General features: G+C 47.8%; 21 protein-coding genes. 18 read left to right on the top strand and 3 right to left on the bottom strand.

What is annotated here, in order from left to right; genetic code table 11:
• Nucleotides 1–27 precede the first annotated feature (27 nt).
• Together E6W40_RS15745 and E6W40_RS15740 are read left to right on the top strand one after the other, a co-directional pair.
• On the top strand, nucleotides 28–1,647 hold the full coding sequence (locus tag E6W40_RS15745; protein ID WP_136606324.1) for a family 10 glycosylhydrolase: 1,620 nt from the start codon (nucleotides 28–30) through the stop codon (nucleotides 1,645–1,647).
• Nucleotides 1,648–1,724: 77 nt separating this feature from the next.
• Complete coding sequence (locus E6W40_RS15740) at nucleotides 1,725–2,648, top strand: patatin-like phospholipase family protein (protein ID WP_136606323.1); 924 nt, start codon at nucleotides 1,725–1,727, stop codon at nucleotides 2,646–2,648.
• A gap of 64 nt (nucleotides 2,649–2,712) precedes the next feature.
• Here the strand turns inward: E6W40_RS15740 and E6W40_RS15735 are convergent, their stop codons facing one another.
• Both E6W40_RS15735 and E6W40_RS15730 read right to left on the bottom strand, forming a co-directional pair.
• A complete protein-coding gene (locus E6W40_RS15735) occupies nucleotides 2,713–3,036 on the bottom strand; it encodes a YihY/virulence factor BrkB family protein (protein WP_136606322.1) in 324 nt (107 codons plus the stop codon).
• A 7-nt stretch (nucleotides 3,037–3,043) separates the two neighbouring features.
• The gene (locus E6W40_RS15730) at nucleotides 3,044–4,039 is read right to left on the bottom strand and encodes a DUF1385 domain-containing protein (RefSeq protein ID WP_136606321.1); all 996 of its coding nucleotides are present in this window, start codon (nucleotides 4,037–4,039) and stop codon (nucleotides 3,044–3,046) included.
• A gap of 189 nt (nucleotides 4,040–4,228) precedes the next feature.
• Here E6W40_RS15730 and E6W40_RS15725 point away from each other — a divergent pair, with 189 nt between their 5' ends.
• From E6W40_RS15725 to E6W40_RS15705, 5 genes are all read left to right on the top strand, one after another.
• A complete protein-coding gene (locus E6W40_RS15725) occupies nucleotides 4,229–4,738 on the top strand; it encodes a YqhR family membrane protein (protein ID WP_136606320.1) in 510 nt (169 codons plus the stop codon).
• Nucleotides 4,739–4,822: 84 nt separating this feature from the next.
• Nucleotides 4,823–5,269, top strand: coding sequence for a type II 3-dehydroquinate dehydratase (gene aroQ / locus E6W40_RS15720; protein ID WP_136606319.1), 447 nt, complete (start codon nucleotides 4,823–4,825; stop codon nucleotides 5,267–5,269).
• Between the two features lie 50 nt (nucleotides 5,270–5,319).
• Nucleotides 5,320–6,396 (top strand): M24 family metallopeptidase, encoded by a 1,077-nt coding sequence (locus E6W40_RS15715; RefSeq protein WP_136606318.1) that lies wholly within the window; start codon nucleotides 5,320–5,322, stop codon nucleotides 6,394–6,396.
• 38 nt (nucleotides 6,397–6,434) lie between these two features.
• Nucleotides 6,435–6,992: an elongation factor P gene (gene efp / locus E6W40_RS15710; protein ID WP_136606317.1), complete on the top strand. Its 558-nt coding sequence runs from the start codon at nucleotides 6,435–6,437 to the stop codon at nucleotides 6,990–6,992.
• A gap of 280 nt (nucleotides 6,993–7,272) precedes the next feature.
• Nucleotides 7,273–8,526 carry an aspartate kinase gene (locus E6W40_RS15705; protein WP_136606316.1) on the top strand — a complete coding sequence of 418 codons (1,254 nt, stop codon included), beginning with the start codon at nucleotides 7,273–7,275 and terminating at the stop codon, nucleotides 8,524–8,526.
• A gap of 110 nt (nucleotides 8,527–8,636) precedes the next feature.
• Here the strand turns inward: E6W40_RS15705 and E6W40_RS15700 are convergent, their stop codons facing one another.
• Nucleotides 8,637–9,353 carry a 2-phosphosulfolactate phosphatase gene (locus tag E6W40_RS15700; RefSeq protein ID WP_136606315.1) on the bottom strand — a complete coding sequence of 239 codons (717 nt, stop codon included), beginning with the start codon at nucleotides 9,351–9,353 and terminating at the stop codon, nucleotides 8,637–8,639.
• A 201-nt stretch (nucleotides 9,354–9,554) separates the two neighbouring features.
• On the opposite strand from E6W40_RS15700, the gene E6W40_RS15695 reads away from it, so the two are divergent.
• The 11 genes from E6W40_RS15695 (at nucleotide 9,555) to accC (ending at nucleotide 17,637) form a co-directional block, all read left to right on the top strand.
• Entirely contained in the window at nucleotides 9,555–9,818 is a 264-nt protein-coding gene (locus tag E6W40_RS15695; protein WP_136606314.1) for a YqhV family protein, read from the top strand.
• 118 nt (nucleotides 9,819–9,936) lie between these two features.
• Nucleotides 9,937–10,929: a stage III sporulation protein AA gene (gene spoIIIAA, locus E6W40_RS15690; RefSeq protein WP_136606313.1), complete on the top strand. Its 993-nt coding sequence runs from the start codon at nucleotides 9,937–9,939 to the stop codon at nucleotides 10,927–10,929.
• Nucleotides 10,922–11,437 (top strand): stage III sporulation protein SpoIIIAB, encoded by a 516-nt coding sequence (gene spoIIIAB / locus E6W40_RS15685; protein ID WP_136606312.1) that lies wholly within the window; start codon nucleotides 10,922–10,924, stop codon nucleotides 11,435–11,437. Before spoIIIAA ends, spoIIIAB begins: the two co-directional genes overlap by 8 nt.
• Before the next feature lie 14 nt (nucleotides 11,438–11,451).
• Entirely contained in the window at nucleotides 11,452–11,655 is a 204-nt protein-coding gene (gene spoIIIAC / locus E6W40_RS15680; protein WP_076170008.1) for a stage III sporulation protein AC, read from the top strand.
• A gap of 9 nt (nucleotides 11,656–11,664) precedes the next feature.
• Nucleotides 11,665–12,054 (top strand): stage III sporulation protein AD, encoded by a 390-nt coding sequence (gene spoIIIAD / locus E6W40_RS15675; RefSeq protein WP_136606311.1) that lies wholly within the window; start codon nucleotides 11,665–11,667, stop codon nucleotides 12,052–12,054.
• A gap of 18 nt (nucleotides 12,055–12,072) precedes the next feature.
• Nucleotides 12,073–13,260, top strand: a complete 1,188-nt coding sequence (spoIIIAE, locus tag E6W40_RS15670) for a stage III sporulation protein AE (RefSeq protein WP_136606310.1) — start codon at nucleotides 12,073–12,075, stop codon at nucleotides 13,258–13,260.
• A 16-nt stretch (nucleotides 13,261–13,276) separates the two neighbouring features.
• Nucleotides 13,277–14,035 carry a stage III sporulation protein AF gene (gene spoIIIAF, locus E6W40_RS15665; RefSeq protein ID WP_136606309.1) on the top strand — a complete coding sequence of 253 codons (759 nt, stop codon included), beginning with the start codon at nucleotides 13,277–13,279 and terminating at the stop codon, nucleotides 14,033–14,035.
• Between the two features lie 20 nt (nucleotides 14,036–14,055).
• Nucleotides 14,056–14,697 (top strand): stage III sporulation protein AG, encoded by a 642-nt coding sequence (spoIIIAG, locus tag E6W40_RS15660; RefSeq protein WP_136606308.1) that lies wholly within the window; start codon nucleotides 14,056–14,058, stop codon nucleotides 14,695–14,697.
• Nucleotides 14,698–14,741: 44 nt separating this feature from the next.
• Entirely contained in the window at nucleotides 14,742–15,620 is an 879-nt protein-coding gene (locus tag E6W40_RS15655) for a SpoIIIAH-like family protein (RefSeq protein WP_136606307.1), read from the top strand.
• 142 nt (nucleotides 15,621–15,762) lie between these two features.
• Nucleotides 15,763–16,263 carry an acetyl-CoA carboxylase biotin carboxyl carrier protein gene (accB, locus tag E6W40_RS15650; protein ID WP_136606306.1) on the top strand — a complete coding sequence of 167 codons (501 nt, stop codon included), beginning with the start codon at nucleotides 15,763–15,765 and terminating at the stop codon, nucleotides 16,261–16,263.
• A gap of 30 nt (nucleotides 16,264–16,293) precedes the next feature.
• Nucleotides 16,294–17,637, top strand: coding sequence for an acetyl-CoA carboxylase biotin carboxylase subunit (gene accC / locus E6W40_RS15645; protein WP_136606305.1), 1,344 nt, complete (start codon nucleotides 16,294–16,296; stop codon nucleotides 17,635–17,637).
• Nucleotides 17,638–17,742 lie beyond the last annotated feature (105 nt).

Genomic DNA, 17,742 nt, shown 5'->3' with positions numbered 1-17,742 from the left:
TCTATTATTACTTGGAGGATTCGTAGAATGAGGTTTTGGAAGTTTCACAAATGGATGATCCTGGCACTCGTTTTTGTATTGTTCTTACCTGTTACCAGTCGTTCTGTTCAAGCGGAAACTTCGAAGCAGTCCATCAGCATCAGTCTCGATGGAGATAAGATCAGCAGTGATGTTGCCCCCTATATCATACCGAAAGTTTATGTCACCATGGTACCTCTTCGCGTCATCAGTGAAGGTTTGGGAGCATCGGTAGAATGGCAGCAGACCACGAAAACCGTCAAGATTAACCGCGATGGTTCGTCCATGTCGCTGGTTAGCGGCAAGAAGACTGCATTGGTGAACGGCAACACTGTGGCTTTGGATGCATCCGTCCAGATCAAGAACGGCAGAATTATGGTGCCACTGCGTTTTATTGGTGAAAATCTGGGACTTCAGGTGATTTGGAATCAGTCGGCTCAGAGCATTGCGCTTTTATCGGGATCATACATACCTAATCTGCCGAATCCGGCAGAGCCTAGCCAACCCGATCCGGGTAACGGAAACGGGCAGCAGACACAAGGACTACATGGTGCGTGGATTTCCACCGTGTCCAACTTGGACTGGCCTTCAACGAAATCCTTCGGAAAAGTAGATCAGCAGAAGCAGGAGTTTATTTCCCTGTTGGACAAGCTGCAGGCAATGGACATTAATGCCTTATTCGTACAGGTGCGTCCTGCAGGCGATGCGTTGTATCCTTCGGATCTTGTGCCTTGGTCCAGGTATTTGACAGGCACACAAGGAAAAGACCCTGGTTATGATCCGCTGGAGTTTATGATTGAGGAAGCTCATAAGCGCGGCATGCAGTTCCATGCCTGGTTCAATCCATTCCGTGCGAGCATGGATACGGTCACAACGAAGCTGGCTGCAAATCATGTAGCTATCGAACATCCGGACTGGATTGTGACGGCCAATAATCAGTTGATCATTAATCCGGGAATACCGGAAGCACGCCAGCATATCATTGATACCGTTATGGAAGTTGTGAACAAATACAACATTGACGGCGTCCACCTGGATGATTACTTCTACCCTTCGGGCGGAACATTTAACGATAACAGTACGTACAAAACCTATAATACCAGCGGGCTTTCCCAAGCTGATTGGCGCAGAGATAACGTAAGCCAGTTTGTTCAGCAGCTTGGTAAATCGATACATGCATCAAAGCCTTCGGTTGAGTTTGGTATCAGTCCGTTTGGCGTGTGGCGTAATAAGGCGACAGACGTAACAGGCTCAGATACTAAAGCCGGCGTCACAGCGTATGATTCGATGTATGCGGATGTGAGAACCTGGATTCAGAATAAATGGATCGATTATGTAGCTCCTCAAATATACTGGAGCATGTCTTTCAAAATTGCGCAATATGACAAGCTGGTCGATTGGTGGGCTGGCGAAGTAGCAGGTACAGGTGTGGATCTGTATATCGGTCAGGCGCCATATAAGCTCGGCACAACGGAAGCTGGCTGGCAGAGCTCGCAGGAGATTATCAATCAGCTGAAATATAATGAAAAGTATGCGGATATTAAAGGAAGCATTTTCTTCAGAGCCACGCATCTGATTAACAATCCGCTTGGACTTATTCCGGCACTTACCGCATTTTATCAGCAATAAATACCCATATCATGAGTCATTAATCGACTCCCGTTCTCATACATTATTTTGAATAGTGGAGGACGGGGGTTTTTTGTATGCTCATCAATGCGGTTTTTGAGGGCGGCGGCGTTAAGGGAATATCGCTGGCAGGGGCGGTTAAATCGGCGGAAGCAGCGGGAGTTGTATTTAACAAAGTGGCAGGAACCTCCTCGGGATCCATCGTTGCTGCGCTGCTTGCAGCGGGATTTTCAGCGGATGAAATGAGCGAAATTGTCAGAACAACACCTTTTACTTCTTTTCTTCACCGCGCCCCCATTTTCAACACGAAAATCATTGGGCCGGCGGTACGGCTTATAATTAAAAAAGGTCTATATTCGGGAGAAGCACTGGAATATTGGATTCACAATATATTGAAAAAAAAGGGGATTCGTACGTTTTCGGATATTCCTGCCGGAAAGCTGATGATTATTGCTTCAGACATTACCAATGGCAAGATTCTTGTGCTCCCGGAAGATTTGATCAAACTGGGTCTTAATCCGGCAAATTTTGAGGTATCCAAGGCCATCCGGATGAGCACGAGCATTCCTTATTTTTTTGATCCGGTGATATTAAGATTATCCGGTGAAGCGGCCAGAGGAAAAGCCTTTGCAGATCAGTTTGTGTATGTGGTGGACGGAGGGCTGCTCAGCAACTTTCCTTTATGGCTGTTCGATGATACGACGCTGGAGGCTCCCGGGCAGACCACGGTACAGACCATTGGATTTCAAATGGTGGGTCGCAGCTCCAATAGTCCCCATATGATCCGCGGGCCGATCAGCATGCTGCAGGCGATGTTTGAAACGATGCTTTCCGCTCATGATGAGCGGTATATCGAGCAGGTAAACCGGTTCAGAACCATTAAAATTCCTACGCTCGGCGTCGGAACAACAGAGTTTCACATTTCGCCGGAAAAAAGTATGGAGCTATTCGAGTCGGGAGTTCAGGCGGGGAACAAATTTTTTGCAAGATATAAGGACTGAATATAAAGAAGGCGTTCGACTCTTCCGCGAGGGAAGGGTGAACGCCTTTTTCAATGTGTTCTGTTCAATGATATTTTGGCTGATCATCGTTCTTTCCTTTGGAGCCTTCGATGACCTGAAAAGGATAATGCTTCCGTTTCCCAGCTGTATGCGTCTTTTTGGCAGCGGCCACCTTTTCCATTGTTCGGGCGGATGGCTTGACCTTTGGCGTTGCTCTCGATTTTCTGCGTCCGGGCTGGTATTTATAAAGCAGGAATATCACGCCGAATACCAGGACGGGTATGAGGAGGGTTCTAATGAGCTGCAGTGGGTCGGCCAACAACAATTTTGCGAAACCAAGCACGGCCAGCACGACTGCAACCCCAAAAATTAGAGCATGCCTTTTCATCTTATCCTCATCCTTTCAGGGGATCCAAGACTCCAGTTCTTACAGGCTGGTTTGCTGCAGGTGCATTTTCCATTTGAGCATCAAGCTCAAGCATACGTTTAAAGGAGGCAATTGAAACTTCCACCTGATCGTCTTTAGGCTCCTTGGTGGTCAACAGCTGCAGCCACAGTCCGGGATAACCAAGATAGCGGAGGACAGGAACCTCTCTGAGCGAGTTGGTTAACTTCAGAAATTCAAAAGAAATGGCGATGACCACAGGAAGCAGTATAATCCGCTGCAAAACCCGCTGAGTCATATTATCCCACGGAACCAGGGAATAAATGAGTACCCCCAGCACAATCGTCAACATCATGAAGCTGCTGCCGCAGCGGTAATGGAGACGGCTGTGTTTTTGTACATTTTGAACGGTCAGCTCGTCTCCCGCTTCATAGGTGCTGATCACCTTATGCTCCGCGCCGTGATATTGGAATAGACGTTTAACAACGGGTGTCTGGGATATTCCCCATAGATAGACGAGAAGCAGAAGAAGCTTGATGACTCCTTCAATCAAGTTATGCAGAATGTAGTTGTCAAACAGCTTGCCGAAAAAAATATTTTCCAGAAAAACAGGCAGCAGCGTTAGCACCAGCTTGCCGACCACGAAGGAAAGGACGCCCACGGCGGCAACGCCGATAATCATGCTAAGGCTCCATTTGGATTCGTCCTTCTCTTTTAGCTTAGCGCGCTCTTCAGGCTCAAGCGTATCATCTGCATAAGCATCGGCGGAATAGTTCAAATGCTTCGTTCCCTTGGCGCTCGAATCTATAATACTGACAATGCCCCGCAGTAACGGAACCTTACGCAACTTGCGCATCCAATTCTTATCCTGCTTCGGCACTTCCAAAAATGTGATTTCCTGATTCTTCCGACGTACGGCTGTCACATTGACATATTTGCCGCCAAACATAACGCCTTCAATGACAGCTTGGCCGCCGTAGCTGACAGTTTTTGATTCTTGCGACAACCAGTTCACCTTCCCTGAGAAATTAATGTGTTCAGGATTTAGCAAATCCTGTATCGGTTACTCCGCTTTCATTGCATGAGAGCCAGAGCTTGATTAATACTATTGTATCTAATTTCCGGCTTAATTTCTAGTTGGTTTAGGCATGGATGAAATGTACATACTAAGGAAAACAAAAGGAGACTTCTGAAAATGACAACACAGGCCGCTGCCTATCGCCAAAAGTCAGAGGAAGGTCACACGAATCCGCTTGCATTTGCCCTCGAGCTCGGATTTTTTGCAGGACTAATCTGGGGAGCCATCCATTGGGTTTTCTATATGTTTCATTTTACGAAGGTGATACCGGGTTATCTCGGGGAATCTTTCTTCAAGCATGCCTTTCTCAAAAGCGGCTCCGGACAAATCGTGGGCTGGCTGCTCTTTATCGTTCTCTCAGCGGTTGCATCCGTTATATATGTATTACTTTTCCGTAAATTTAAGGGTCCTTGGCCAGGAATGGTATATGGCATTGTATGGTGGGTTATCATTTTCACAATAGCTGGCCCCCCACTTCATATGATGAAGCCCCTAAAATATCTCGGATGGAACTCGATCATTAGCGAATTCTGCTTGTTTCTGCTCTGGGGATTGTTTATCGGGTACACCATTGCTTTTGAATTTACGGATGAGCGGAAGCGGGAACCGAAGCAAGCCAAGGCCTGAGGCGCGCAAAAAAACTTCTCAAGTAGACATCCCCTATGTTAAAATAGCAGATGGTAATTTGACAATAAGGGTGGGAATACCATTTTGAGAACCATTTGGGTGATCAACGGACCGAACCTGAATCTGCTCGGACTTCGGGAGCCCGGTGTATACGGCTCTCAAAGCCTGCAAGCAATTGAGGAAGGCTTGCTTCAAAAGGCTGAAGCTTTGGGTGTGACGGTTACATTTTATCAATCCAATCATGAAGGCGACATTATCGACCGGATTCATGGCGCCCTTGGACATGCTGATGGTATCGTTCTGAATCCTGGTGCGCTTACTCACTACAGCTATGCTGTTCGTGACGCTATCAGTTCTGTTCGGATACCAACGGTTGAAGTGCATTTATCCAATATTCATGCACGGGAAGAATTCCGTCATACTTCGGTCATTGCTCCTGTAGCGGTTGGACAAATCGCCGGATTTGGTGCTGTCAGTTATGAGCTTGGATTGATTGCCCTGCTTCGCCACTTGGAAAGTCAGGGACAATAGTTCGCTGCCTCTTCCGGATGAAGCTGTGAAGAGAGAGGAGACGATTAGTAGTGAGCAACCATCGTGTACTTAAACTGCGTGAAGCGATGCAGCAAAAAAATGTGGAGGCCCTTTTTGTAACAAGTGCGATCAACCGCCGGTATCTGACCGGGTTTACAGGTTCTTCAGGTTATGTACTGGTTACATTGAATGAAGCATATTTGTTGACCGACTTCCGCTATATGACCCAGGCGCCGCAGCAGGCGAAGGATTTCAAGGTTGTCGAGCATGCGCAGCGGGTTACGGATACAGTGAAGGAACTACTGGCCTCCGCCAATATTGGCAAGGTTGCATTTGAACAGGATGACGTATCATATGCTGCGTACAGCACTTACGCTGAACAGCTTAAGCCAGTCCAACTGGTACCGGTTTCGGGACTGGTAGAACAGCTGCGTATGATTAAAGATGCAGAAGAATTGAAAGTGATGCAGAGAGCTGCGGATCTTGCCGATGACACCTTCAAGCATATTCTTGGCTTTGTCAAAGCGGGAATGACGGAACGTGAAGTCGACCTGGAGATGGAATTCTACATGCGCCGTCACGGTGCGACTTGCTCCTCGTTTGATACGATTGTCGCCTCAGGAGAGCGCTCCGCAATGCCGCATGGGGTTGCCAGTGAACGCGTGATCGCAGGGAACGAGCTCATCACATTTGATTTCGGTGCGCTGCTTGACGGCTATTGTTCTGATTTGACCCGCACGATTGCAATCGGTGAGCCTGATCCGAAGCTGAAGGAAATCTACGATATTGTCCTAGAGGCCCAGCTTCATACCCTTGAGCATATTAAGCCGGGAATGACTGGCCGGGAAGCCGATGCTTTAGCCCGTGACATCATTATCAAATACGGATATGGCGATCAGTTTGGCCACAGTACAGGTCATGGCCTTGGCATGGAAGTGCATGAAAATCCACGCCTTTCCAAGCTGAGCGATGATATTCTGAAGCCTGGGATGGTTGTAACCGTAGAGCCTGGAATTTATATTCCTGGTCTTGGAGGCGTGCGTATCGAAGATGATATTGTGATTACGGAGTCGGGAATCACAGTCTTGACGCATTCGTCGAAGGAATTTACCGTATTGCCGGTGTGATTAACGCAATATATATTTTAATTTTGGGAGGCATTTTTGTGATTTCAGTAAACGATTTTAAAACAGGATTGACGGTAGAAGTGGATGGCGATATCTTTACCGTTATTGATTTTCAACACGTAAAACCAGGTAAAGGTGCGGCTTTCGTACGCTCCAAACTGAAAAACCTGCGCAATGGCAACACCGTTGAGCGCACATTCCGTGCTGGTGAAACCATTGGCCGCGCAATTATCGAAAACCGCGGAGTTTCTTATCTTTATGCAAGCGGTCAAGAGCATACATTTATGGATAACGAAACCTATGACCAGTTCACACTGGACAGCGATCAGCTGAAGTGGGAGCTTAACTTCCTGAAAGAAAACATGAACGTGAACATTGTCAGCTATCAAGGAGAAATCCTGGGTATCAATCTGCCAACCAGCGTTGAGTTGAAAGTTATTGAAACCGAGCCTGGAATTAAAGGCAACACAGCAACTGGCGCTACCAAAAATGCAAAAGTTGAGACTGGCCATAACGTACAGGTACCGCTCTTCATCAACGAAGACGACGTGCTTTTGATCGACACCCGCGAAGGCAAATACATTTCCCGCGCTTAGGATTTCCTCCGGAAAAACTGCGGTGAACTTCGGATTCCCCTCATGAATGGATGAGGGGGATTTTTTTAAATAAAAAGTAAAAATGCGTCGATAAATATTGAAAATGTGATCTGTCATTTTCGGAATTCATCTGATGTTCCTTTCTTACATAAGTAGGTAAAACCCTTGATATATATAGCCTCATCAGGAAAAAAAGCTACCTCTCCGATGGACTTTCGTATTATACTAATTTAAAGCGTAAAAATAGACATTTGGATAATGAGTGGGGAGTGAATCGAAGTTGTCACTGTACGTCATGAAATTCGGAGGCAGCTCTGTAGGTGATACGGAGCGTATGAAGCGCGTCGCCAGACGCATCGTTGAGAAGCAGGACGAAGGACATCAATGTGTTGTGGTTGTCTCCGCGATGGGAGATACCACAGACGATCTGATCGATCAGGCGAAGCTTCTGAATCCGGAGCCTCCGGCACGGGAAATGGATATGCTGATGACGACAGGGGAGCAGATTTCTATGTCTCTTTTGTCCATGGCCATTAATCAGCTGGGACGCAGTGCCGTTTCGCTGACGGGATGGCAGGCAGGATTCCGCACAGAACCTGTGCATGGCAAAGCCCGGATCACCAATATTTTACCTGAACGTGTTCTGTCTGCCCTGAAGGACAATCACATCATCATCGTAGCCGGTTTTCAGGGAATGACTGAAGATGGGGAAATCACCACATTTGGCCGCGGGGGTTCGGATACGACAGCGGTTGCTTTGGCAGCAGCCATCGAGGCTGATGTGTGCGAAATTTATACGGATGTGGATGGTATTTATTCGACAGATCCGCGTATCGTCAAATGCGCGCGCAAGCTGACGGAAATTTCCTATGATGAAATGCTGGAACTCGCCAATTTGGGGGCAGCTGTCCTGCATCCGAGGGCTGTTGAATACGCCAAGCATCATAAGGTGCATCTGGTTGTCAGATCCAGCTTTAACTATAACGAGGGTACAGCGGTTAAGGAGGAAACAAGCGTGGAGCAGGGAGTAGTGGTAAGCGGTATCGCTTATGATAAAAATGTGGCAAGAATCAGTATTCTTGGCGTGGAAGATATTCCAGGCGTTCTGGCTCAGGTGTTTGGTACACTCGCTGAGGCTGCTATAAATGTTGATATTATCGTTCAAAGCGGCGTACAGGACGGCAAGGCGGACTTCTCCTTTACGACATCTTTGTCTGAGTGCGACCATGCACTGGAGGTTATTCATAGCCTTAAGGCGAAGGTTCCTTACCGTGACGTTACTTCCGAACGGAACCTGGTAAAGGTTTCAATCGTCGGTGCCGGTATGATCAGTCATCCGGGTGTCGCCGCTCAAATGTTTGATGTGATTTCCAAACAGGGCGTGAGCATCAAAATGGTCAGCACATCGGAGATCAAAACATCCTGTGTTATCGAAAATGCTAATTTGGAGCAGGTGGTTAAAGCATTGCATACCGCCTATAACCTGGATACCGATGTGCAGGTTTTTGTCGGAGGACCACAGGATAGACGGTAATTTTCTTATCTCTTGAATATGAAACACAAAAAGGCCTGAAGTGGAAGCTTCGGGCCTTTTTGTGTTTGTCTGCACTTCATGCAAACTCCCAGCATTAAAAGTGAGGAAAACTAGTAGAGCGGTGTCAAAATGAGATCATTTTTGACGATAGGCACCACTGGCACGGTGTCAACACCCGTACAGTATTCCACATCATGTGCGAATCCAAGCTTGATAAGCTGTTTGGCGGAAGCCCCCTCCATAACCGTCTCATACAGCATATGACGGCATTGCTGGTAGGCAAGCTTCATGGCCACTCCCAGATCGTTCAAACGCAATGGATGACCTAATTGGGATTCCATTGCGTCAATAATCATCCCCGCACATAATCCGTCTTCCAGAGAGAATTCGTTTTTGCAGCCTGCACAGAGCAGGATAACATCTCTTTCAAAAGCTGTCAGCGCGGATGCGCAGGCTGTGCCGTTCATAAATGAAGCGGCAAGCAGCCGCGAAGCCCGCTGCGATTTCAGAAGCCCGCGAGTTCCGTTGGACGTGGTCAAAACCACCAGCTTGCCAGCAATTTCCTCCGACATATAGTCGTGAGGAGAGTTGCCCGCCTGAAAACCCGGAATCTTCTTATAATAGCGTTCTCCGCCGACAAAGGTATGTTCGCTGCGTTTACTTTGGGCTTGAGGGACGGTTTCAACGGGAAGCAGGCCGCATGCACCCTTGGCAAGCGCCGTGATCATTGTACTCGTAGCACGCAATACATCAATCACAACGGCGCTTTTTTGTATAAAATCCTCTGTTCTAATATCGTCCACATTGGCAATCACGTCCACCCGCATGGAATAAATCCTCCTTAAGCCACTTTTATGTGCTGATCTCTATCAGCGGTTTAAGCCCACAGAGATTTGTTATTTTACTGCTACTATATGCAGTCCGCGAGGAAATGTTCCAGGCTGTTTCTTGTAAAAGATATCTAAAAAGAGAGATTGGAGCATATCCATATAGAAGATGCATATTTTTGTGTAAGGAGGTTTTCTTCTATGGACAAGTTCGTAATCAGTATGGCTACACTGCGAGTGCTCTCGGGCGGCATTGAAATTGCTGCAGCCCTGTATATGTTGAGGCTCGCTCAGGTCGATAAGGCGCTTGCTGTGAACTCTTTGCTGGCTTTCGTAGGACCTACTGTGCTTATCTTAACGACATCCATTGGACTCATTGGTCTGGCTGACAAGCTATCCTGGGGAAAGATCGCATGGATCTTCGTCGGAGTATCCTGTCTCTTAGTCGGAATTTTGAGAAAATGATAGATTCGGTCGTCATAAATTTGAAGTACAAGCATAAACATGAGGTATAAAAAAACATCTACTAGATTATCAACAACATGTTTCAGACATTAGGAGAAGATAGCTCGGGGGTGGTCGTATTACGAATCTAAACTGGCTTGAGCTGTTTCCGGATCGGATCAAGTCCATTCTGCTTCAGCTGCCTCGTGATCTTCTTGAGAGGCTGGAGGAAATACGCATCCGCGAAGAAAGACCGCTGGAAGTAAATGAATCAGGCGGACACCACTTCGTAACCGGACAAGGGATGCTCACCATGGAAGAGGAGAAAGCGTATAGGCCCGAGCGGGATGACAGCCGCAGATTTCTGGACCTGATCAGCAATCATTCCTTATATACCTTGGAAGAAGAGCTGCGCAAAGGGTTCATCACTGTTCCCGGTGGACACCGTATTGGATTGTCCGGGAGAACTGTTTTGTCTGGTGGAAGAGTGGAGCATATCAGGGACATCAGCGGATTCAATATTCGGATCGCCAGAGAAGTTCAAGGAGCAGCCAATGAAATCCTTCCTTATCTATACGATGACAAGGAAAAAAGAATGAAGCATACGCTTATTCTCTCCCCACCGCAGCACGGCAAAACAACACTACTTAGAGATCTTGCCAGGCAGATCAGCAGCGGAAGCTTAGGCTCCTCACCAGCCAAAAATTTGGGAATGAAGGTTGGCATCATTGACGAGCGTTCTGAAATTGCCGGAAGCCTGCATGGTGTGCCAAGCTTTGATGTTGGACCACGGACTGATGTTATGGATGCATGTCCCAAAGCTGAAGGCATGATGATGATGATCCGTTCCATGTCACCGGATGTTCTGATCGTAGATGAGATCGGAAGGGAAGAGGATGCAGAGGCTGTCACCGAAGCACTCCATGCAGGTATTTCTGTTATTGCATCAGCCCACGGCAGTGGACCCGAAGAGATCCTTAACCGACCGGCCATGCATGGACTTATGGAAAACCAAATGTTTGAAATGTATGTCCTGTTGCATCGCAGCAATGGCAAAACGACATTCCGTCTGATGGACCGGCAAATGCGGGTGCTTCAGGTGCGAATGAAAGGGGAAGCTCGTCATGCTTAAGCTGATCGGGGCTGTGCTCATCTTACTCTCCGGCACACTTGCAGGGTTTCACCAGGCAGCCCGTTTTGCGGCCAGACCCAAGCAGATTCGGGAGTTGATACTTGCGATGCAGAGACTTGAAACTGAAATATCTTACGGGTTTACTCCTCTCCCGGATGCATTCCGCAAGATGTCAGAGCAGCTGGGAGAGCCGCTGCGGAGCATTTTCCGGAGTTCAGCCATTCATATGGCCTCAGGAGGAATCACAGCACAGGAAAGCATCCAGCGTTCCCTGCATGAGAACTGGAAGCGGACCGCGATGAAAACGCCGGAGCGCGACATTCTCCATCAGCTCAGCTTCACGCTTGGGACAAGTGACAGGCAGGATCAAATCAAGCACATCGCCTTGGCCGCCCAGCAGCTAAAGCATGAGGAAGCTGTGGCAAGAGATGAGCAGGCAAAATACGAAAAAATCAGCAGAAGTCTCGGGCTATTGATTGGAGCATTGATCGTCATTTTGATCTTTTAGCGAGGTGCCAAGGAATGAACTTTGAAGTGAACGCAATTTTCCAGATTGCGGGAATCGGCATCATCATTGCGATGATTCACACGGTGCTCAAGCAAATGGGAAAAGAGGATATGGCTCATTGGGTGACGGTCATCGGCTTTGTCGTGGTGCTGTTCATGGTCGTCCGGCTGCTCGATAACCTGCTGCAGGAGATCAAAACCATTTTTCTGTTCCAGTAGGGGTTGCATATGGAAATTATACAGGTGGTAGGTCTTGGGCTCATTGCCACAATATTGATTATGGTCGTTAAAGAGCAGAAGCCGATGTTCGCGTTTCTGCTGGCCGCCGCAACGGGTGTACTGATCTTCATGTTCCTTATGGGCAAGATCAGTACTGTCATTTCCGAGCTGGAGCGGATGGCCAAGTCCTCCGGTGTCGAGATGATCTATCTGAAGACGATTCTCAAGATCATTGGCATTGCCTACATTGCTGAATTTGGCGCACAGGTGGTACGGGATGCCGGGCAGGAGAACATAGCCTCAAAAATCGAATTGGCCGGCAAAATTTTGATCATGGTGCTCGCGGTACCGATTATCGGCATCATTATAGAAACCGTGATGAAATTGCTGCCTTCGTAGAAGAAAGTGGGAATATCCATGCTGGGACAACGACGGCTGGACAAACGGCATTTGATCATGTTTCTGATTCTGTTTTTGCTGGTGGGTACAACGCGGGTATTCGCCGCTTCTCCAGCAGACCAGTGGGTCAAGCAGCAGGCGGAAGCCCTGCCGAAGGATCAAGTGGAATCCTACTGGGAGAACCTGATGAAAGATTATGGAGGGTTTTTTCCGGATCAGAAAGTGCCTTCCTTTATGGATATATTGCTGCCGGGAGGCGACAGCTTCAATGTCAAAAATGTCTTCTCGGCTCTAGGTTCCTTTATGTGGCATGAAGTGCTATACAACGGGAAGCTGCTCGTCACCATCGTGATGCTGAGCATCATGAGCATGATTCTGGAGACGCTGCAATCGGCTTTCGAAAGAAAGACGGTCAGTAAAGTGGCTTACTCGCTTTGCTATATGGTGATCATCGTACTGGCCATTAACAGCTTCAACGTTGCCATCGGATATGCCAAGGAAGCAATCGACCGGATGATTGATTTTATGATGGCGATGGTGCCGCTCCTGTTCGCGCTTCTCGCATCCATGGGTAACGTGGTTACGGTCTCGGTAACACATCCACTCATTATCTTTATGATCAACACCGTCGGAACCCTGATCCACACGCTGATCTTTCCGCTGCTTTTCTTTTCGGCAGTACTTCACCTGGTCAGTTCCATTTCCGATAAGTACAAGTTGACACAGATGGCCAATTTACTCCGAAATATCAGCGTTGGATTTCTCGGAGTCCTGCTTACGATCTTTTTGGGAGTCATATCAGTCCAAGGAATCACGAGTTCAATTACAGACGGGGTTACCATCAGGGCGGCAAAATATGTGTCAGGAAGCTTCATACCGGTTGTGGGAAAAATGTTTGCCGATGCCACGGATACCGTAATCTCGGCTTCACTGCTTATCAAAAACTCCATCGGCCTTGTCGGGGTTATCATTATTCTCTTCCTGTGTGCTTTCCCAGCCATCAAAATATTAGTCCTTGCCCTGATCTACAACATATCTGCTGCCATTATGCAGCCCTTGGGGGATTCACCGATTACTACATGTCTCGAAACGATCGGCAAAAGCATGCTGTACGTTTTCGCAGCTTTGGCAGCGGTTGGTCTGATGTTCTTTCTGGCCATCACGATCATGCTCACAGCGGGTAATGTGACCGTCATGATGAGGTAAGGAAGGAGGCGTGAGATTGACCTGGCTGAGTGGTTGGCTGAAGGAAGTTATCATGGTGGTGCTGCTGGCCTCCTTCGTGGATCTCATCCTGCCGAGCCGGTCCATGGAGCGATACGTCAAGCTGGTGCTGAGCCTTCTGATATTGCTCACGCTGCTAAGTCCCTTGATCAAAGTGCTCACGCAAGCAGCTGATGTCAAACTCGCGGGAGCTTTTAACAAATGGAATCAGCAATCCGCAATAGGCGGAAACAAGGGTAGCCTACAGCAAATTATGGATCAGGCGAAACAGCTGAAAAGTCAACAGCAGGAGCAGTCGCTGGAATGGGCCGCACAGGAAATTGCAGCTCAGATGAAAGAACAAATCCGGAAACAAAATGGTCAAAGTCCGGCAGAAGTGAAGGTTGTGCTGGCGCTGCAGGAGGGACGTGCTGCGGATGGAGAAAATGCGCTGAACCCTTATATAAAAGGAGTGACGGTTGTCATGCAGCCAGAGGCAGCTAATCCAAAGAAAACGGCAGACGGACAGGATTCATCCACAGATATCCGCGTTGAACCTGTTACACCCGTACAGGTTGAAGTTAATATAGATCCGATTCAGGGGGATTCGGACAACTCCGGCGGAACGACATCTTCAAAAGCAGCGGGTACCGGGAATCAAGATAGCAGCGTAAGCGAACATGCCGAAGACATCAAAAAAATGCTGGGTAACACATGGGGAATCGAACCGGAAACCGTCGTCGTTCAAAGCGGCCCTTCCGGAAACCGGAAGCTCTAAAAAATCGAGGTGAACACAAAGTGGGGAAATGGTTCAAGAAGCTGGAGCAGTGGATCGGTGGCGGCGGGCGGGGGGGCGGAAAGCGGATTAACACCTTTCGCTGGTTGATCATCGTGGGATTGATCGGAGTCGCGATTATTCTGTTCAACTCCTTTGTCAATGTGAAAAAACTTGATAACGAGAACATTGGCAGGGAACCGCCATCAGCGACAACATCCAAGGAAACCTTTCAAAGTAACGACAGCGAGACGAGCGCTTTCAGCAGTATAGAGGAAGCGGCAGAAGACAAGATGAAGGATATTCTGGAAAAAATCGTTGGTGTAGGCACGGTGGACATCATGGTTACGGTCGATTCCACAGACGAAATCATATACCAGCGAAATATCAAGGATTCACAGCAGCAGTCGGATGAAAATGATGCCAATGGCGGCAAGCGCCACACAACGCAGTATACGCGTGACGGGGAAGTTGTTACGTACGAGCAGTCAGGAACCCAAACCCCCATGATTACGAAAAGAGTGAAGCCGCAAATCCGGGGTGTGCTGATTGTCGCCAAAGGAGCAGAGAACGAAGTTGTAAAGCAGCTGATTGTCGATGCGGTGGAAAAAGGATTGAACGTGCCGGGATACCGCATATCCGTTGTTCCGCGTAAGCAGGGGTAAGCAGATTTCAAATAATGAGTTCAAAATTGAGGAGGATTTAAGGAATGAACAGTAAAAGACAAACGATTTGGTTGGTATCGATGCTGAGCTTGATGGTTGTACTGTCCGCTTACTACCTGTTTACGGAGGACTCGGGTTCATCCAAGACACCGGTCGCTGATAGCCAGCAGGTCGGGACTGCGGTGAAAACATCGGATAAGGAAGCTGCGTCTTCTAGTAAAACAACGACAGAAAATGGAGTCGAGGTTACAGAAGTGATTACTGACGGTAAAGTCAATGACACAACCGGAAAAACGGCGGCCTCAAGCACGGAAACGGGCACCAAAGATGCTGATAAAGATACGGCGAAGGACACAACCAAGGACACAACCAAGGACAATACCGACAAAACGGCTGCCACAGCGAAAACAGACGACAAGGACCAGGCGTCGGCAGATAAAGCTGCTACTGATAAAACGGCTTCCACTGGCAAGACGGCAGCAGCAGATGATAAAACGACAGCGAAAACCGAAAAAAGCGATGCTGATGTGCTGAAGGAAGTAGCTGCTCAAACACAAAAAAGTTCCGGGGGCAGCGAGATCGAATCATTCCTCTTCCAACGTTCACAGGATAATCTGAAAAAACATAATGATCTAATGGCAACGATGAACAATATGACCAAAGATCCGGCTGAATCCGCTAAGGCAAGTGAAGAGCTCACCACACTGGAAACCAAAGAAAACAAAATTCAAGGAATCGAAGAGGAACTTGAGCAAAAATATTCCTTCGCCAACGCTTTCGTGAAGGAAGAAAATGATAAGTATCAAGTGCTTGTTCTCAGCGACAAACCGGATGTGAAGCAAGCGGTCAGCATCGTCGAGCTGGTCATGAAAGAGATGAATGTATCCCAGGATAAAGTCAGCGTGAAGTATATGGCTCCTTAAGAGCCGCGAAAAAAGTGGAAAAAAGTCGAAAGAGTCCGGGATTATCTTGGACTCTTTCCATTTCTTTCGTTTGTGATATAATACATATCGTTATGTATGTATGTCCGGAAGCTAGGCGCTTCCTTTAAGGAGTGAATTGTGAATGTTGAAGTTAAGCGAAATCAAAGAGTTAATACAATTGGTCGATCAGACCTCGGTACATGAATTGGATATCGAATTGGAAGGAACACACCTGACGATCCGCAAGGCAAACAAAACCGAAGTGGTTACCAGCCAGCCGGTTGTGCCCCAGCAATATCTTCAGGTTCCGCAGCAAGCGATGCCTCAATTTTTGAATCCGTCTGCAGCTACCGATGCCGGTCAGCAGTCCGCAGCCGGTAAGAAAAGTGCAGCCGACTCTTCATTACATAAGATTGTATCTCCGATGGTGGGTACGTTCTACAGATCTCCATCCCCTGAGGCGGGTTCGTTTGTTAGCGTCGGCGACAAAGTGAATGAAAAATCCACAGTATGCATCATTGAAGCTATGAAGCTTATGAATGAGCTTGAAGCTGAAGTCAAGGGTGAAATCGTGGAGATTCTCGTGGAAAACGGACAACTGGTTGAATACGGGCAGCCTCTGTTTCTGGTGAAGTCGGAATAAGCACCGTATGTTTAAAGGGAGGTTACTTGCATGAAATTTCATAAAATCCTGATAGCCAACCGCGGTGAAATTGCCGTCCGCATCATCCGGGCCTGCCGGGAGCTTGGCATTTCCACGGTTGCTGTTTATTCCGAAGCGGACAAGGATGCGCTCCATGTCCGTTTGGCGGATGAAGCTTACTGTATTGGTCCAACGTCATCCAAGGAAAGCTATTTGAACATCACGAACATTATGAGTGTGGCAACGCTTACCGAGTGTGATGCTATCCATCCCGGATACGGATTCCTGGCCGAAAATGCCGACTTCGCGGAAATTTGTGAGTCCTGCAATATTACATTTATCGGTCCATCTGCGGATGCAATTAACAAGATGGGCGATAAAGCCGTAGCGAAGCAGACGATGAAATCAGCGGGCGTGCCGGTTATTCCTGGTTCAGACGGTCTGGTAGAGAATTTGGATGAGGCTATTATGATTGGCCGGGATATCGGTTATCCTTTGATTATTAAGGCGACTGCGGGAGGCGGAGGTAAAGGCATCCGTATCGCGGAGGATGAGCCGGCACTGGTCAAGCAGATTACAGCAGCACAGCAGGAAGCGCAAAAGGCATTCGGCAATGCAGGTGTATATCTTGAGAAATTCCTGACCGGCATGAAGCATGTGGAAATCCAGATCATGGCCGACAATTTCGGTAATGCTGTCAGTTTGGGTGAACGAGACTGCTCAGTCCAGCGCCGCAGACAAAAGCTTGTGGAAGAGTCACCATGTCCGGTTATTTCCCAAGAAGTGCGGGAGAAGATGGGTGAAGCAGCTGTACGTGCTGCTAAAGCTGTTAACTATTCGGGTGCGGGAACACTTGAGTTTCTGCTCGGACCAGACGGACAATTCTATTTTATGGAGATGAATACCCGTATTCAGGTTGAGCATCCGGTCACTGAAATGGTAACCGGTATGGATCTGATTAAGGAAATGATCTCTGTTGGAGAAGGCAATCCGCTTTCGTTCGCTCAAGAGGATATCGTAATTAACGGTAGTTCCATTGAATGCCGGATCAATGCAGAGGATCCTGCCCGCAACTTTATGCCGGCTCCGGGCAAAATCCAGTTCTATCTTCCACCGGGAGGACCTGGTGTGCGTGTAGACAGCGCCGCCTATCAAGGATATTCGATTCCTCCGTTCTACGATTCCATGATTGCCAAATTGATCGTTTGGGCTCCTACACGTGAAGAGGCTATCGCCAAGATGAAACGGGCATTGTCTGAATTTGCCGTTGAAGGCATTCACACGACCATTCCTTTCCATCTGAAGCTTTTGGAGCATCCAACCTTCAACAAAGGTGATTTCGATATTAAATTCCTAGAGGAAAACGAGATATAGGCATCTAAAAGGATGTTTGTCATGATTCACTGTTAATGTTATATTATGAGTGAATAAGAGCGTCCTAACGGGTGTATCGGTTATCCATCCAACCTGAAAGGTGTG

Origin of the sequence: Paenibacillus dokdonensis, assembly GCF_004916975.1 — a bacterium.
In the GTDB taxonomy this organism is placed as follows: Bacteria; Bacillota; Bacilli; order Paenibacillales; family Paenibacillaceae; genus Paenibacillus_AQ; species Paenibacillus_AQ dokdonensis.
This window is presented reverse-complemented; position numbering and strand designations above follow the sequence as displayed.

What these genes read in the sequence shown, in the direction of transcription:
- E6W40_RS15745 (WP_136606324.1), top strand. Translation starts at nt 28, where the DNA reads ATGAGGTTTTGGAAGTTTCACAAATGGATGATCCTGGCACTCGTTTTT.
- E6W40_RS15740 (WP_136606323.1), top strand. Translation starts at nt 1,725, where the DNA reads ATGCTCATCAATGCGGTTTTTGAGGGCGGCGGCGTTAAGGGAATATCG.
- E6W40_RS15735 (WP_136606322.1), bottom strand. Translation starts at nt 3,036, where the DNA reads ATGAAAAGGCATGCTCTAATTTTTGGGGTTGCAGTCGTGCTGGCCGTG.
- E6W40_RS15725 (WP_136606320.1), top strand. Translation starts at nt 4,229, where the DNA reads ATGACAACACAGGCCGCTGCCTATCGCCAAAAGTCAGAGGAAGGTCAC.
- E6W40_RS15700 (WP_136606315.1), bottom strand. Translation starts at nt 9,353, where the DNA reads ATGCGGGTGGACGTGATTGCCAATGTGGACGATATTAGAACAGAGGAT.
- E6W40_RS15695 (WP_136606314.1), top strand. Translation starts at nt 9,555, where the DNA reads ATGGACAAGTTCGTAATCAGTATGGCTACACTGCGAGTGCTCTCGGGC.
- spoIIIAB (WP_136606312.1), top strand. Translation starts at nt 10,922, where the DNA reads ATGCTTAAGCTGATCGGGGCTGTGCTCATCTTACTCTCCGGCACACTT.
- spoIIIAC (WP_076170008.1), top strand. Translation starts at nt 11,452, where the DNA reads ATGAACTTTGAAGTGAACGCAATTTTCCAGATTGCGGGAATCGGCATC.
- spoIIIAD (WP_136606311.1), top strand. Translation starts at nt 11,665, where the DNA reads ATGGAAATTATACAGGTGGTAGGTCTTGGGCTCATTGCCACAATATTG.
- spoIIIAE (WP_136606310.1), top strand. Translation starts at nt 12,073, where the DNA reads ATGCTGGGACAACGACGGCTGGACAAACGGCATTTGATCATGTTTCTG.
- E6W40_RS15655 (WP_136606307.1), top strand. Translation starts at nt 14,742, where the DNA reads ATGAACAGTAAAAGACAAACGATTTGGTTGGTATCGATGCTGAGCTTG.
- accB (WP_136606306.1), top strand. Translation starts at nt 15,763, where the DNA reads ATGTTGAAGTTAAGCGAAATCAAAGAGTTAATACAATTGGTCGATCAG.
- accC (WP_136606305.1), top strand. Translation starts at nt 16,294, where the DNA reads ATGAAATTTCATAAAATCCTGATAGCCAACCGCGGTGAAATTGCCGTC.